Source organism: Flavobacterium psychrotrophum (assembly GCF_003403075.1).
Lineage (GTDB): Bacteria > Bacteroidota > Bacteroidia > Flavobacteriales > Flavobacteriaceae > Flavobacterium > Flavobacterium psychrotrophum.
In genome coordinates this window covers 2,761,670-2,777,197 of sequence record NZ_CP031557.1, presented here as the reverse complement: position 1 = coordinate 2,777,197, position 15,528 = coordinate 2,761,670, and the positions used below count along the sequence as shown (strand labels likewise).

Below are 15,528 nucleotides of genomic sequence, written 5' to 3'. Positions count from 1 at the left end.
TCTTTAAAAAATAACCATTATGTAACCTAAATCTGATTGTTAGATGCCATTTTTGCAGCAGGGTTGCGTGTGTATTGATAATATATTGTGGCAGCAGTAACATATAGGTGGGAATAATGTATATTTGCGTTTATTTTTACCTGAACAATGGATAACAAAAGCGAAGAATTTTATATAAGGCTTACCGAAGAACTGGCAGGATCTGCTGATTGGCCGGCCGAATATCTTTTTAAATTTATTGTACCCTCAGACGCGCAAAAGATAACCACTGTAGAAGATGCGTTTAATGACATGGGGGCAGTGATACAAACCACCCAGTCTAAAACGGGTAAATATACCAGTATTTCTATAAACGTGCGCATGGAAGGGCCTGTTGAAATAGTGGAAAAATACAAGCAGCTTTCTAGTGTAGAAGGCATAATTTCCTTATAAATTAAAATATATGTATAATTCCGTAGAAGCAGTTAATCACTTAGAGTATAATGCTGAAAGGTCGCACCTTATAATACCGGAATACGGCAGGCACCTGCAAAAGCTTATTTCTCAGGCTGTAGCTTTAGAAGACCGTGCTGAGCGTAATAAGGCAGCTAAATACATTATATCGGTTATGGGCAACCTTAATCCGCACCTGCGTGATGTGCCGGATTTTCAGCACAAGCTTTGGGATCAGCTTTTTATAATGTCTGATTTTACAATTGATGTAGATTCTCCATACCCATTGCCTAACCGTGAAATTCTTGCCCAAAAGCCGGACAGGCTTGCATATCCTCAAAACTTTCCGAAGTACAGGTTTTATGGCAATAATATAAAATACATGATAGATGTAGCTAATAAGTGGGAAGATGGCCCGCTTAAAGATGCACTTATCATTGTGATTGCTAACCATATGAAGAAGTCGTTCCTGAGCTGGAATAAAGATACCGTAAAGGATGATGTAATATTTCAGCACCTGTTAGAACTTAGTGGCGGCAAAATAAACCTGCTTTCTACAGATGAGGAGCTTTCTGCCTCGAACGACCTTATGAAGGTTAACAAAAAGCTGAGCAATAAAACGCATAGCAATGCTGCTATTAGCAGTAATAATAATAACCCCCGCCAAAAAATGCAGAGGGGTACCACAAACAGAAATAATAGCCAGAATAACAACCGTAATCCTAAACAAAACTTTTAGATCGCTGCATGGGAACATTTAAAATTGAAGGCGGTGCGCCGCTTAAAGGCGAAATTACACCTCAGGGTGCCAAGAATGAGGCGCTACAGGTACTAAATACTGTATTGCTTACCTCCGAAAAAGTAACCATTACTAATATTCCTGACATTATAGATGTTAACAAGCTAATAGCGTTGTTAGGCAATCTGGGTGTAAAAATTCAAAAACTTGCTCATGGTTCTTATACTTTTCAGGCAGACGAGGTAAACCTTACCTACCTGGAGAGCGATGATTTTAAGAAAGAGGGTGCAGGGCTTCGTGGTTCTATTATGATTGTAGGTCCGTTATTGGCCCGCTTTGGCAAAGGTTATATTCCTAAGCCGGGTGGAGATAAGATAGGCCGCCGTAGACTTGATACCCATTTTGAAGGATTTATAAGTCTGGGTGCTAAATTTCGTTACAACGAAGAAGATTCTTTTTACGGTGTTGAGGCTGAAAAGCTAAAAGGTACTTATATGCTTCTTGATGAGGCTTCGGTAACCGGTACGGCTAATATTGTTATGGCTGCTGTACTTGCCGAAGGTACAACTACCATATATAATGCAGCTTGTGAACCCTACCTGCAACAGCTTTGTAAAATGCTAAACAGCATGGGGGCAAAAATCAACGGTATAGGATCTAACCTGCTTACTATAGAAGGTGTAGACACACTGGGCGGATGTGAGCACCGTATTTTACCGGATATGATAGAAATAGGCAGCTGGATAGGTCTTGCCGCTATGACACAAAGCGAAATAACTATTAAAGATGTTAGCTGGGATAACCTGGGTGTAATACCAAGTGTATTTAGAAAACTGGGTATAACCCTGGAGCGTAGGGGTGAAGATATTTACATTCCTGCACACACAGAAGGTTATGAGATACAAAGCTATATAGATGGCTCAATACTAACTATTTCAGATGCGCCGTGGCCGGGCTTTACGCCAGACCTTTTGAGCATTGTACTGGTAGTTGCAACGCAGGCAAGGGGTAGTGTGCTTATACACCAAAAAATGTTTGAAAGCCGCCTGTTCTTTGTAGACCGCCTTATAGATATGGGAGCGCAGATTATACTTTGCGACCCGCACAGGGCTAACGTAATTGGTCTTGGCTTTAAATCTAAATTAAGGGGCATATTAATGTCTTCTCCAGATATAAGGGCAGGTATATCGCTGCTTATTGCTGCGCTTTCTGCAAAAGGAACCAGTACAATACAAAACAGCGACCAGATAGACCGCGGCTATGAGCGTATAGATGAAAGGCTTAAAGCTATTGGTGCAAAGATTACAAGGATAGATTAATAATCTTTTTATATACACAAAAAGCCACGTATTATATTATGCGTGGCTTTTTTGGTTATTAAATATTAAGTAAAATTGTGAAGTTAAATCCTGAATATAAGCTTGTTGTCGGCGTTTAAGGTAGATTGAGTAATCTGGCTTGGCTTAAAATTATATTGATAGATGAGTTGCTCCTTTAAAAGGGCAGCTTCTTTTTTTGTAAGCGATGGGTCTAACCGAAGTGATGTTATGAGCTCGTGTGGCTCAATTTTGAGGCGATATATTCTATCTGCATTATTTTCATCAGAATGGTACATAAGGCGTACTTCCTTTTCATATTTATACGACTTTCGTTTTATGAGCAGCGAGCGAAAGTGGTCATCGCATAACGCTTCTGATGCCAGGCAGGCTATAAATTCAGGAGTGTTGGGTAGTTTGATAAGGTCTTTCTTGGGTAAATAGTTTACAAGTCCATAATTAAAAACCCCCGTATTCATTTCTGCAAGATGAGCGAGCCTGTTCAGGTGTGTTGTTATGCGTATTCCGGGATGTCTCTTTGTTATGCCAAAATCATCAGGCTTGGTTGTGTAAATTTGCCAGAGCGCATACGAATCATCGTCATAGCTCCAGCACTGTGCATATATTTTATCTTTTGCCGGATGCACATATTCTGTATCGCCTTTTAAGATGCGGGCGTTGAATATGATGTTCTCCATAGGATCTGTCCAACAGGATGGTTTTACAAAAACAATTTCCTTGTTATCCAGTATCTGGAAAAACCGGTCTAAAAGCTCAATTCGGTATATGTATGGGTATTTGTTTAGATGCTGGTTAAGAGGTTCTAAAAGATTCATATTACCTGATATAAACCGTTTTTACATTTACAAATTCTTTAATACCGTTTTCGGCAAGTTCCCGGCCAAAACCAGAGCGTTTTATACCACCAAAGGGTAGGGCAGGGTCAGATTTTACCATTGCATTTATAAATACGGCTCCTTCTTCAAAAAGATGTATTTTTTGTTTGATGTTTTCTATGTCTGTTGTAAAAATAGATACGCCTAATCCAAAACCGGTTGCATTACTTAGTTCAACAGCTTCTTCAAAAGTGTCAAAAGCAAGCACAGGAACAGCCGGACCAAAGACTTCTTCTTTAAAAACAGGCATGTCTATGGTAATGTTTGTTAGTACCGTGGGGGTGTAAAACGCATTATTGCGTTTGCCACCGGTAACTATTTTAGCTCCCATCGCTACAGAGTCATTTACCTGCTTTTCTACTTCTTCAGCCAGGTCTACACGTGCAAGCGGGCCTATGTATGTGGCTTCATCCATTGGATCTCCCATTTTTAAAGCAGCTACCTGTTTTGTAAATTCTTTAATAAATTTGTCATATATAGATGAATGTACTAAAAAGCGTTTAGCAGCAATGCAACTTTGTCCGGCATTTTGAAAACGTGCTGTTACGGCTTCAGGTATTGTCTTTTCAAGATCAGCATCAGCTAAAATAATCAGGGCATTACTGCCGCCGAGTTCTAATACAGATTTTTTTATTTGTGCCGCAGCTGCCGATGCGGCTGAGGCTCCTGCCTTTTCGCTACCGGTTAAAGAAATGGCTTTAACAGATGGGTTGTCTATAAGGTTTTTTACCTGACTGCCCGAAATGAGCACGTTTGTATAGATGTTTTGAGGAAATCCTGCTTCAGAAAATAAGTTTTCAATAAGTTGAGCACACCCGGCTACATTGCTCGCATGTTTAACTAAAACAGTGTTTCCTGCAATGATGGTAGGTATAGCAAAACGAAAAACCTGCCAGTACGGAAAGTTCCATGGCATGATGGCTAAAACAGGCCCTAAAGGTTCATAAATAGTGTAACTTTCTGTACCATCAGTATCTATATTTTTGCCTGATAAAAAAAAATCTGAATTTTGTAGGTAAAATTCGCATAAAAGCTTACATTTGTCCACCTCAGCTAAAGCTTGTTTTAATGGTTTACCCATTTCTAAAACAGCCTGATGCGCGAGTAAACGTTTGTTTTTTGTTAAAGTAAGTATTAAACTTTTGATAAAGTTTAGTCTTTCACCAATGTTTTCAGACCTCCAGGACTGAAAAGCAACCAACGATTTTTCGGCTATAATGCCTGCTTCGGAATCTGCAATGTATTGATGATCAGCTATCGAAATAGCTGTATGAGGATTGATTGTAGAGAACATTTTTTAAATTCGCTTAAAATTTTTATAAATATAATACATATTTTCTTATTTTTATTTTACTATTTTTACAGAAAAATTTAAACGTACTGATAAACAAAACAATTATTTATGAAGAAAGCTGTACTCCCCCTATTACTGCTTTGCCTGTCGCAGGGTATAAATGCGCAGGAAGCTAAACCAACACAAGAATATGACAAATGGTCAATAGAAGTTGGTGCCGGTATTAACAAGCCCGGACGTACATTTACAGAAGGTTACAGGACTTCGCGTCTTGCACCTATTACTGGTGAACTTGGTGTGCGTTATATGTTTAACAACAAATTTGGTTTGAAGCTTGATGCAGCTTACAACCAATTTAAGAATGCCGACAACAGTCTGGATTTCAAAACTACATTTATGAGATTAGACCTACAAGGTGTAATTAACGTAGGTAGAATCCTTAATTTTGAAGACTGGACAAATAGGTTCGGTTTGTTACTACATGGTGGTGCCGGTGTATTTAGAATGACTTTTGATGATAATGCACTTTATAGTGATGCTAAGGATCATGGTCTTAACTTAATAGGCGGTCTTACAGGTCAGCTTAGGCTTTCTAATAGTGTTGTGCTTACAGGAGACTTTACAACATCTGTAAATGGTGTACAAAACTTTAACTTTGATGGTAACTCTACAGTTAGCACAAACGTTGTTGACGGTGTGTTAATGACTGGTACAGTAGGTCTTACTTTCTACCTTGGTAGTAAAGAGAAACATGCTGACTGGTATGTATATAGTGTAACAGATCAGCTTAATGAGCTTGATAAGCGTGTAGGCGATCTTGAAACAATGATGAATGACTCTGATAAAGATGGTGTGCCTGATTATCTTGATGCTGAACCAAATACTATTGCTGGTGTAGCTGTAGATAGCAAAGGTCGTAACATTGACCGTAATGGTAACGGTGTACCTGATGAACTTGAGTCTTACCTAGAGAAAAAAGAAGGTGAACTTAAATCTTCTGCTACTGCAGACCTTACAGATCTTATCAACGGTGGTTACGTTAACGTATACTTCGACTTTAATGCAGATCAACCAAATCCACAGTCTGTTAATGGTGTTAACTTCCTGATCAAATATCTGAAAGAAAACCCATCTAAATCTGCTGATGTAATAGGTTATGCTGATGAAATTGGTAATACTGAATACAACAAAGCACTATCTGCAAGAAGAGCTGAAAATGTTAAGAAAATCCTTGTTGATGCAGGTATCAACGCTTCAAGGCTTAACATAGTTGGTAACGGTGAAGATGCTTCTGTTAGCAAAGATTCTAAATATGCCCGTCAAACTGTACGTAGGGTAACATTTATTATCAAATAATTTTAATTGAATTTTATTCAATATATAAGATGCTCCCGCAATGCGGGGGCATTTTTTTATACCCTAATCTTATTGAATTTACAGTAGTTTTTGATATGATGTAGGCGTAGTTGGTGGTTGTCGTTTGCCTTATTTAAGACTTATGCCCCAAAGATGTTCAATTATTTTAAACCATTATGAATATACATTGGTCTTAATTTTGATGTATATTATATGACTTATAGATAAGCCGCCCTTTTACTTGCCTTTAGTTGATTAATGATTGGTATTACTAGGTCTGGCAGTTATAGCTCGAATTTATATCTTGGAGATCTCGGTGCTTAAATTTTAACTTCTAACACTAATGTTGTGTATAAGAAATAAGTGTATTTAATTATTAAGAGTTGACTGAATTTTATTGTAACGTAAAAATTACAAGCTACATTTTAAAATTGAAAAAGCATGCTTTAGCTTTGATCGAATACTGTACTTACATATTATAATTACAAACGGCTGCTTATTGGCAGCCGTTTGTAATATTTATAAAAAGTAAAAAGTCCTGACTATTGTAAGTTTTTAAGTAAGTATAGGCTTCCGTTTGGCATTTCTTCTTTGTACATTTCATTACCAAATGGCCTTATACTTTTACTGTCTTTAAAAGTTTTTAGTCCTGTTTCATTATCTTGTAAAAATGGCTTTCCTAGTTGTGTAATCTTTGCTATTGCAGCTGCATAAAGCGGCTCAGCAGGATTGCCTAGTATCCCAAGAGTTGTAAGTTTTTCTTTTAATATAACCTGAGGGGCTATGCCATCGCTATATTCACCAAACCCGCTTTTATTTACCGTTTTTAGTACTATAGGCTGCATTGCATATCTGTGGCTGCCGTTTCGGTCTTTAGAAGAAAAAGTAGGCGAGTCATACAATGTTACAGATCCCACGTTTTTACCTGTTGTAGTATCGCCTATAACCACTACATCAATGTAAGGTTGCAGGCAGTTAATAACCAATTCGCTGGCAGATGCTGTAGTACCAGACGTAAGTATGTAAACTTTATTAAGGTTAAGGCTGTTTATTGTAGTGTTATTAGTTAGTTTATCTGTAAACAGGTTATCTAGCGAGTTTGCATTATTGCTTTCGAGATAAGCCTGTAATTTAGCATTCCATTGCTCGCGAGCAAATAGCTGTCCATTAAACTGGCCTGTTATCATGCTGGCTAAATATGTTGCCGTGCGTACAGATCCGCCTCCGTTATAGCGCAGGTCCAAAACCAGGTCAGTCACCCCTTCTGAAGCAAATTGTCCAAATGCATTATTAAGCTCAGCATCATAGTTACTGTAAAAACCATTATACATAAGGTAACCTATTTTATGGCTGCCACTTGTATAAGTGTTGTGTATATATACCGGATTTTCAGAATATTCACTTTTGGTAAGCGATACAGTCCTGCCATTTGGTGTAATTGTGCCGTTAATGTCATCTGCAAGGTTTAGTGTATATGTACCCTGGCTTAGTAATTCCTGATAATTGCTCCTGTTTAGTGTTGTACCATTTATGGCATAAAAAATGTCGCCACGGTGTATGTCTTTACCAGCAGCATCAGTATCCGGCAGTATATAGCGTACATATCCAAAAACACCAATTTGAGACGCATCGGTATAAGATAACCCATATTCCATACCATTGCTTTTGCTTGTTCCCTGCAACAGGTTTTCCAGTGTACGGAAATCAGAAAACAAAACGCTCCAGCGGTCTACCTTACGTCCGCCTGCATCTTCGCGGTACAGCAGGCTTTCAAAAAGTGTTTCAGGGCTGTCATAAGCCTGTAAAAAGTTATTTAGTTGTCCCTGGTTTGAAAAGCGGTCATCTGCAAGGTTAGGTATGTCTTCCTGCCACAGGTAATACAGGTTCAGGCCTTTCCATATAAAATCATTTACAGGTACGGCATTATCATCCATGTCTTCACACGATTGCAGGGCTACAGCTCCGGCAACCAGCGAGAACAGTATTATACAGATCTTTTTCATTGAGCGCTTTTTATATTTAAAACGTAAATTTAAATATTTTTAATATTCGTGTAACAAAAAATATAGCTACTCGTCTAGCTATTATAAACCGATAATAAACAACCATTAAATGAACCAGGCGGAGTTTATAAAAACCATCTCCCCGTTTAAGGATAAAGTTTTCCGGCTGGCCAGGCGCTTGCTGGTAAGCACCGAAGAAGCGGAAGATGCCACCCAGGAGGTGCTGGTAAAGTTATGGAATAACCGGGAGAAGCTTAGTGGCTACTCCAGCGTAGAGGCTCTGGCCATGACGATGGCTAAGAACTATTGCCTGGACCGGCTTAAGAGCAAGCAGGCATCAGAAATGCGGATTGTGCACTCCAATTATACTGATCGCCAGGCGGGCTTACAGCAACAGGCAGAAGACCGCGACAGTTGGGAATGGGCAGAAAAGATTATGGCAGGCCTGCCAGAGCAGCAACGCCTTATTGTACAGCTTCGCGATATAGAGCAATACGAGTTTGAGGAGATTGCAAAGATTATGGATATGAATGAAACCGCAGTGCGGGTGGCCTTATCAAGAGCACGTAAGACACTGAGGGAAGAATTGACAAAAAAACACAGCTATGGAATTAAAAACAGTTGAAGCCCTACTGGACAAATATTTTGACGCGGTAACCAGTATTGCAGAGGAGCAGCAGCTAAAAGCTTACTTTTCTTCGCCGGGTGTGGCGCCACACCTGGAGCAGTACAGGCCAATGTTTGGGTATTTTAAAGCGCAGGCCGATGCAGGCGAATTTAAAAAAGAGTTGCCTCTTACCATTAAGGTAAATTACCGTAAATGGATATCGGTAGCGGCTAGTGTGGTATTGCTGGCGGGTATGGTTACCTGGTTTAACTTTAATGAACCGCCGCAAAAACAAGACCTGGGTACTTATGATACCCCCGAAGAAGCCTTTATACAAACACAGAAGGCCCTTAATATGCTCTCTAAAAACGTAAACGTTGGCGTGAGCAGCATGAATTACATAGGAGAATATGAAAAAACAAGAAAAACAGTATTTAAAGAATAACATCATGAAAAAGTTTATCATCACATCAATTTTAGCCGTTGCACCATTTATAGGATTTGCGCAAACTACCGCTTTTGACAAGTTTAAAGACGTAGACGGCATTACATCGGTAACGCTTAACAAAGAGTTGTTTGAAATGGCCGGCAACATAGAGGTTTCCGGTAACGAAAAGACAGATAAGTGCCTAAGCATGGTTAAAAATCTTGACGGCCTTAAAGTGTTTACGACTTCAGAAAAAAAGCACATGAAAAACATAAGGAACGCAGTATCTTCGTACCTTAAAAGTAATACCCTTGATGAGCTGATGAGCATTAGCGACAAAGGTTCTAAAGTAAAGATTTATGTAAAAGAGGGTGCAAGCAAATCTGAAGTAAGAGAAGCGCTTGTTTTTGTAGAAGACGATAAGGATAAACAGGTAGTATTGCTTAGTTTTACCGGTAATATTAACCTTAACGACCTTAAGAAGCTGAAGTAATTTAAGCCTTGATTACCCCAAAAATAATTTAATAACATCAAAATGAAAAAAGTATTTATAGCCTTTCTGTTTGTCTTTTTACCTGCCATGCTTTTTGCGCAGTCGCCTTTTACAAAGTTTGAAGACAGGACGGGCATTACATCTGTTATTGTAAATAAAAAGATGTTTGAGCTTATGAGCCAGATAAAGACAGATCCTAAGGATAAAGATGCCGCGCAGTATAAAAACCTGGTGTCAAAACTGGAAAGCCTCAGGGTATTTACTACAGATAATAGTAAGTATACCGGAGAGATGCGCAGCACTGTAGACGGTTACCTTAAGTCTAACCCGCTGGATGAACTTATGCGCATAAACGACAGTGGCAGGAACATAAAGATATATGTTAAACAGGGTGCTACAAGCTCTCAGGTTAAAGAACTGCTGATGTTTATAGACGGTGGTAAGGATGAAACTGTACTGATGTCTCTTACCGGAAATTTCGACCTTAGCGATATATCAATGCTTACTGATAAAATGAGCCTTCCGGGCGGTAATGAGCTTAAAAAAGCTTCTAAAAAGAAATAACTATGATACGTTTGCTATACATAATCGCCGCTTCTGCTATACTATTACTTACTTCATGCGAAAGTAAGCCCTCTGTACAGAAGTATTTTATAGAAAAAAGTGAGGCTAAAGATTTTATAGCCTTAGATGTTGCACCCACTTTTATAAAAACAGATAGCCTTGACCTTTCTGATGATCAAAAAAAGGCCTTGAAATCGCTTGAGCATATAAATGTGCTGGTTTTTAAAGCTAATGACTCTAATGGCAAGACCTATGAAAAGGAAGATGCTGAAGTGAAAAAGCTGTTGAAAGATGATACTTATGATGAGCTTGTAAAGTTTAATCATGATGGTATGGGTGCTTCTATAAATACTAAAGGAGACGGTGAGCATATAGAAGAGTTTGTAGTGTATATGCACGAGCCATCAAATGGTTTTGGGCTTATTAGGGTTACCGGAGACGATATGACCCCAACTAATGTGCTTACTATTGCACAGCTGCTACAAAAGGCACCTATAGACAGCAAACAGCTAAAGCCGTTACAGGAACTTTTTAAAAACAGAAAATAATAAATTAGGATAAGGTTTAGGTAAAGAATTGTCCTTATAAATTCAGGATTGAATTTAGCAGAACCACGCTTAGGCGTGGTTTTTTTATGGAGTGTTGATAAGTACTGATTTTTAAAATTTAAATATAAGATTATTTTCTTTTAAATTTGTAATTGAAATAAATCTTAGTTATGAAAGAGCGGGATAAAATATATTTAGGGTATAGCACACTAAGAGAAGTTAATGATCTGATAGACAATAATACAAAAAATGCGGCTAACCTTAATGTAACTATTAAATGGCGTATAACAAACGGGGCAGTTATTGCAACAATGAGTCAGGGTAATAACGTGTTGTTTAACAAAGCGTTTGCATATGGCTATATGCACGCACGCCTTGCACAGATGCATTATGAATTTTCGCTCGTACTGGGCAATATGATACAGTTAAGGCAGCAGGAAGATTATGTTAATCGTGCTGCACTTGGCGGGCAGGTATATGATGTAGTAGATGAAGACCCCGAACAGCATTTTAAAAACAGAAATCGCAGTAGCTACAGGCCAGGCGAAAAATAAAAACACCTTATCGGGAGATAAGGTGCGCTATAAGTTTATGACGGAGTTTGGGTAACAGAAGGTTTCGCTGGCGTATATCCTTTTAAAAATTCTGATATTTTAATAGGTTTAAATCCTATTTTCCATTCTCTGAAAAGGGAGCTTCCATCTTTGTAATACGATCCGTTAACAGATACTGCCGAGATACTGAAGTCTGCCTTGCTGCTTGTTTTATTATAAGTAGAGTAGGTAAGGCTGGTGCTCACAGCGGCTAATATTATATAATAAGCATCTTTGTCTGCTTCGGTACCGTAGGCGTTATAAAGTGCATCTTTATCCAGTTCAGAGCCTTCTATGCTTGCCTCGGCTATATCATTAACCAATATCTCATAGGCTATATCATTATCAAAAGAAGCACCTGCAATCAAAAATTTTATGACACTGCCAATTTTCCTGTTGTACGTGTTTTTTACCAAAACCCCGTTAGCCGGTTCTGTAGGTACAACAATTACACCGTCTTTTTTGTAATTGTTTCCGGTTTCTTCATAAGTTTCTACACGGTTTATAATCGATTTTTTTACTACGCTGCCTACAAGCTTTGCTATGCCTTCTAATGATTTGTTGCCCACGTTATTGGTTAAAAATGCCCTGCTCGTAAAATCAACAGGGAGTTTTAGCTGATTGAGGGCTATTGGGTTTAAGGGTAATCCGGCGTTATAGTTTTCTACCTGTGCATCTAAAGATGAGAATGTCTTCATAGTATATATTGGTTATAGGTAAATATAGCCAACTCTGCATCAATTTCAGTACCCATTAAGGAGTATTTTTGAGCTAATTAAAATAATCAGAAAATGAGTAAACATAAAAAAACCTGTAAGTGATTATCTTACAGGTTTTTGATTTTTTGTAGCGTTGCCCGAACAGATGTCGAACTATTTTGAGGAAGATTTGGCTAGTTTATCGGACATTTCCAAGTGAATAACGGTTCTGTCGGATTTACAAATAAGATTTACCTATAGTGACTTATAATTCTTGCTTTATGAATACCAAAGGTTATTGTTATCCCAAATCTATAATTCTTCAGGTGGTATATTTTAAACTTACTTTTAGCAGACAGATGCGAAAGAGCCCACTAATAACAAATCTGCATCCTGTCACACTTTCAAAAAACTTCTCAAAATATTTTCATTGCACCATAGGAGAATATAAACGTCGCATAAAAACAGAATAGTTGCTTACACTAATTAAATCATCTAAACTGACACTAACTCACATTGCGACAAAGTCGTTTTTCCATAAAAAAACCACTTTGTCGCAACATTTAAGCATATCTTTGAAAGGATGGGTGATTTATTTGATGCCTTATGCCCTTTAGAAATATGAACTAACACGAACGGTAAAAATTTTAAAATGAAAAAATATATTTTCCTTGCATTGCTATCATTTTCTATAAGTTCTGTTATTGCTCAAAATCCGGTATCCTATCCAAAGGACACTGCTATTTCAAAACCAGAATTAAATTTTGAAGTGTTATGGCATACTTTCGAAGACAACTATGCCTTCTTTAAGTTAAGGAATATTGACTGGCATGCCACCTATAAAAAATATAGACCACTGATAAACGCAAATACTTCTGATGATTCTTTATATACGTTTTTTTCTCAGATGCTGGCCCCTTTTAATGACAATCATATCAATGTTATCGTTCCGGGAATAAAGCAATTTAAATCTGTAAAACCTTCACAGTTCGTAAAAGAGTTTCCAACTGATAGTTTACGCAATAAGTTTTGGCAAATGGTAAATTCTTCATTATTGCAAAAACATTTTACAGCGCTGCAATACTCAGGTCCTGAATTTAATCATGTACCTCTGTTTGCTTATTCGACTTCAAATGGTATTGGATACCTGCGTTTCAACAGATGCTTCGTTGATCAAGATTCCGATAATGTGCCTGATGCAGTAGTTGCAGGTAAACTATTGGATACGCTGTTTGCAAGCTTTAAAGATGTGAAATCAATTATCGTAGATGTAAGAGATAATATTGGAGGCAATGATGAATTTGCTTATGAAGTTGCTGGCAGATTTACAGCTAGTAAAGTAATTGGGATGCATAAAAAAACAAGAATAAGAAAAGGAGGATATGAAGATTTTGGGCAACTTGAAACATGGTACACTGAGCCTAAAGGTGTTTTTCAATTTACAAAACCTGTAGTAGTATTAACAAATGACAAAACAGTAAGTGCAGGAGATTTATATGCCTCTATAATGAGAGAACTACCAAATGTAAAAATTGTTGGTTCAAACACACGCGGCATTTACTCAAATATGTACGGCTTTACACTTCCTAATGGGTGGCTTATTTCACTCTCTAATGAGCGATACTACGATAACAAAATGACTTGTTATGAAGGAATTGGTGCGCCTGTTGACATTCATGTTCTAAATACTCAAAATGATTTACTAAATATGAATGACCCTGTATTAGACATGGCTATCAAAGAATTATTAAAGCCGTGATTAAATAAAATGCCGGCAACAGCGGCAACACGAAATGAGTTAGTTAAGAGCAAGATTCAAATTTCCGTTTTTTATCAGACAGATGCAACAGAAAGCTTTGTCACATCTACTTTAAAGTTTCAAAAAAAAGTCAAAATTGCTCTATTTTAAAGTAGTTTCTAAATTAAATACAAACAACTCCATTGGATTCAATAAGCATACAGCTTAGAAAATACATCTTGATTTTACAGATTGCTAATGACAAAAAAAAAGCACTATTAGTCTCCTAATAGTGCCATTTGTCTCTGTAGCGAAGACGGGAGTTGAACCCGTGACCTCAGGGTTATGAATCCTGCGCTCTAACCGACTGAGCTACCTCGCCATTTTATTCGGTTTGTACATCCTTGAATGCGGGTGCAAAGATAGCACAATATTCTACTTCTCCAAATGTTTTTTTAATGAAAAAATTATTTTTGTAAATGTTTTTTTATGAATGTTAAAAATTATATATTTCGAAAAATTTTCATAGTAATGGACGAAAAAATAAAATACGAGCTGGAATTTCCTATAACGTCATCTCCGCAGCTTTTGTATCAGTACATATCTACGCCGTCAGGGCTGTCTGAGTGGTTTGCTGATAACGTTAACTCACGTGGAGAATACTTTACTTTTATATGGGATGATACAGAGGAAAAGGCGCGTCTTTCGTCTAAAAAAACCGGAGAGAAAGTAAAATTCAGGTGGATTGATGATGAAAACAAGGATGGTGATTACTATTTTGAGTTACGCATACTTGTAGATGAGATTACTAAAGATGTGTCGTTACTGGTTGTTGACTTTGCAGAACAGGAAGATGTTCAGGAGTCTAAGCAGCTTTGGGAAAACCAGATATCAGACCTTAAGCACGTTTTAGGCTCTGTATAGGCTTTTAAAAATATAAGAAGTATATTTGCCCTGAATTTTTTCAGGGCTTTTTTTATGATTAATTACAATGGCAGCCTGGTGCAGCAATCGGCACTGGCTATTGAAGAGAACAGGGCTTTCTTATATGGCGACGGCATTTTTGATACCGTAAGGGTACTGGGCGGTAAGGTGCTTTTTATTGAAGACCACTACTTCAGGCTTATGGCTTCGCTTCGTATAGTACGTATGGATATCCCTATGCATTTTACGCTGGAGTATATGGAAAGCCAGGTGCTTGAACTTGTAGCTACGCTGCCGCAGGCATTGTCTTACAGGGCACGTATTACGTTTTTCAGGCAGCCGGGCGGACGTTATTTGCCCACGGCGAAAAATACCGATTTTGTAATTACAGCAGAGCCACTTGCTGATGCCTTATATAAAGTAAGTGATGCCCCTTATGAGGTAGAACTTTATAAAGACTTTTATGTAAGCAAGCAATTACTATCTACCATTAAGAGTACCAACCGCCTTATAAACGTTACTGCGAGCATTTTTGCGCATGAAAATAGTTATGACAACTGCTTGCTTGTAAACGATGATAAAAATGTAATAGAAGGCCTGCAATCTAATATTTTTATGCTGAGTGGCGGTAAGCTTACAACACCTCCCATTGCAGACGGATGCCTTAACGGTGTAATGCGTAAACAGGTTCTTGAACTGACAAAAAAAGTTGAAGGCATTGAGGTTTCTGAAGCTTCTATATCTCCGTTTGACCTGCAAAAAGCAGACGAACTTTTTCTTACCAATGTAATTACCGGTATACAGCCCATTACAAAATACCGTAAAAAAGAGTTTACCACCTCATTGTCTCAAGAACTGGTAAAGAGGCTTAACGCCAAAGTAAGGCTGGGGTAATAAGGA

At 38.0% G+C, this 15,528-nt stretch carries 17 protein-coding genes and 1 tRNA gene; 13 read left to right on the top strand and 5 right to left on the bottom strand.

Annotation, left to right across the window (positions count from 1 at the left end; genetic code table 11):
* The first annotated feature begins 147 nt into the window (after nucleotides 1-147).
* From DYH63_RS11955 to murA, 3 genes are read left to right on the top strand one after another with little or no spacing between them, the layout of a single operon-like run.
* Complete coding sequence (locus DYH63_RS11955; RefSeq protein WP_116789024.1) at nucleotides 148-432, top strand: DUF493 family protein; 285 nt, start codon at nucleotides 148-150, stop codon at nucleotides 430-432.
* A 10-nt stretch (nucleotides 433-442) separates the two neighbouring features.
* Nucleotides 443-1,171 (top strand): DUF4290 domain-containing protein, encoded by a 729-nt coding sequence (locus DYH63_RS11950; protein WP_116789023.1) that lies wholly within the window; start codon nucleotides 443-445, stop codon nucleotides 1,169-1,171.
* Between the two features lie 8 nt (nucleotides 1,172-1,179).
* A complete protein-coding gene (gene murA, locus DYH63_RS11945; RefSeq protein WP_116789022.1) occupies nucleotides 1,180-2,490 on the top strand; it encodes a UDP-N-acetylglucosamine 1-carboxyvinyltransferase in 1,311 nt (436 codons plus the stop codon).
* Nucleotides 2,491-2,573: 83 nt separating this feature from the next.
* Here the strand turns inward: murA and DYH63_RS11940 are convergent, their stop codons facing one another.
* Both DYH63_RS11940 and DYH63_RS11935 read right to left on the bottom strand, forming a co-directional pair.
* Nucleotides 2,574-3,323 carry a hypothetical protein gene (locus DYH63_RS11940; RefSeq protein WP_116789021.1) on the bottom strand — a complete coding sequence of 250 codons (750 nt, stop codon included), beginning with the start codon at nucleotides 3,321-3,323 and terminating at the stop codon, nucleotides 2,574-2,576.
* Nucleotide 3,324: 1 nt separating this feature from the next.
* Nucleotides 3,325-4,677: an NAD-dependent succinate-semialdehyde dehydrogenase gene (locus DYH63_RS11935; RefSeq protein ID WP_116789020.1), complete on the bottom strand. Its 1,353-nt coding sequence runs from the start codon at nucleotides 4,675-4,677 to the stop codon at nucleotides 3,325-3,327.
* 108 nt (nucleotides 4,678-4,785) lie between these two features.
* On the opposite strand from DYH63_RS11935, the gene DYH63_RS11930 reads away from it, so the two are divergent.
* Nucleotides 4,786-6,033: an OmpA family protein gene (locus DYH63_RS11930; protein WP_116789019.1), complete on the top strand. Its 1,248-nt coding sequence runs from the start codon at nucleotides 4,786-4,788 to the stop codon at nucleotides 6,031-6,033.
* Between the two features lie 542 nt (nucleotides 6,034-6,575).
* Here DYH63_RS11930 and DYH63_RS11925 read toward each other — a convergent pair.
* Nucleotides 6,576-8,036, bottom strand: coding sequence for a GFO_1087 family putative carboxy terminal peptidase (locus tag DYH63_RS11925; protein ID WP_116789018.1), 1,461 nt, complete (start codon nucleotides 8,034-8,036; stop codon nucleotides 6,576-6,578).
* A gap of 109 nt (nucleotides 8,037-8,145) precedes the next feature.
* Between DYH63_RS11925 and DYH63_RS11920 the strand changes: the two genes are divergently transcribed.
* The 6 genes from DYH63_RS11920 (at nucleotide 8,146) to DYH63_RS11895 (ending at nucleotide 11,229) form a co-directional block, all read left to right on the top strand.
* Nucleotides 8,146-8,661, top strand: coding sequence for a GFO_1088 family ECF-type sigma factor (locus DYH63_RS11920; protein WP_116789017.1), 516 nt, complete (start codon nucleotides 8,146-8,148; stop codon nucleotides 8,659-8,661).
* A complete protein-coding gene (locus tag DYH63_RS11915) occupies nucleotides 8,642-9,088 on the top strand; it encodes a PG0215 family putative anti-sigma factor (RefSeq protein WP_116789016.1) in 447 nt (148 codons plus the stop codon). Before DYH63_RS11920 ends, DYH63_RS11915 begins: the two co-directional genes overlap by 20 nt.
* A gap of 4 nt (nucleotides 9,089-9,092) precedes the next feature.
* Nucleotides 9,093-9,563 (top strand): GFO_1090 family protein, encoded by a 471-nt coding sequence (locus DYH63_RS11910; protein WP_162927012.1) that lies wholly within the window; start codon nucleotides 9,093-9,095, stop codon nucleotides 9,561-9,563.
* 42 nt (nucleotides 9,564-9,605) lie between these two features.
* Complete coding sequence (locus tag DYH63_RS11905) at nucleotides 9,606-10,127, top strand: GFO_1090 family protein (protein ID WP_116789014.1); 522 nt, start codon at nucleotides 9,606-9,608, stop codon at nucleotides 10,125-10,127.
* A 2-nt stretch (nucleotides 10,128-10,129) separates the two neighbouring features.
* Entirely contained in the window at nucleotides 10,130-10,675 is a 546-nt protein-coding gene (locus DYH63_RS11900) for a GFO_1091 family lipoprotein (RefSeq protein ID WP_116789013.1), read from the top strand.
* Nucleotides 10,676-10,845: 170 nt separating this feature from the next.
* Complete coding sequence (locus tag DYH63_RS11895; protein ID WP_116789012.1) at nucleotides 10,846-11,229, top strand: hypothetical protein; 384 nt, start codon at nucleotides 10,846-10,848, stop codon at nucleotides 11,227-11,229.
* 35 nt (nucleotides 11,230-11,264) lie between these two features.
* Here the strand turns inward: DYH63_RS11895 and DYH63_RS11890 are convergent, their stop codons facing one another.
* Nucleotides 11,265-11,966, bottom strand: a complete 702-nt coding sequence (locus DYH63_RS11890; RefSeq protein ID WP_116789011.1) for a hypothetical protein — start codon at nucleotides 11,964-11,966, stop codon at nucleotides 11,265-11,267.
* 652 nt (nucleotides 11,967-12,618) lie between these two features.
* Here DYH63_RS11890 and DYH63_RS11885 point away from each other — a divergent pair.
* On the top strand, nucleotides 12,619-13,725 hold the full coding sequence (locus tag DYH63_RS11885) for a S41 family peptidase (RefSeq protein WP_116789010.1): 1,107 nt from the start codon (nucleotides 12,619-12,621) through the stop codon (nucleotides 13,723-13,725).
* Between the two features lie 287 nt (nucleotides 13,726-14,012).
* Here DYH63_RS11885 and DYH63_RS11880 read toward each other — a convergent pair.
* A tRNA-Met gene (locus DYH63_RS11880) sits at nucleotides 14,013-14,086 on the bottom strand.
* A 149-nt stretch (nucleotides 14,087-14,235) separates the two neighbouring features.
* On the opposite strand from DYH63_RS11880, the gene DYH63_RS11875 reads away from it, so the two are divergent.
* Both DYH63_RS11875 and DYH63_RS11870 read left to right on the top strand, forming a co-directional pair.
* Nucleotides 14,236-14,628 (top strand): START-like domain-containing protein, encoded by a 393-nt coding sequence (locus DYH63_RS11875; RefSeq protein ID WP_116790820.1) that lies wholly within the window; start codon nucleotides 14,236-14,238, stop codon nucleotides 14,626-14,628.
* 54 nt (nucleotides 14,629-14,682) lie between these two features.
* Nucleotides 14,683-15,522: an aminotransferase class IV gene (locus DYH63_RS11870; RefSeq protein WP_116789009.1), complete on the top strand. Its 840-nt coding sequence runs from the start codon at nucleotides 14,683-14,685 to the stop codon at nucleotides 15,520-15,522.
* Nucleotides 15,523-15,528 lie beyond the last annotated feature (6 nt).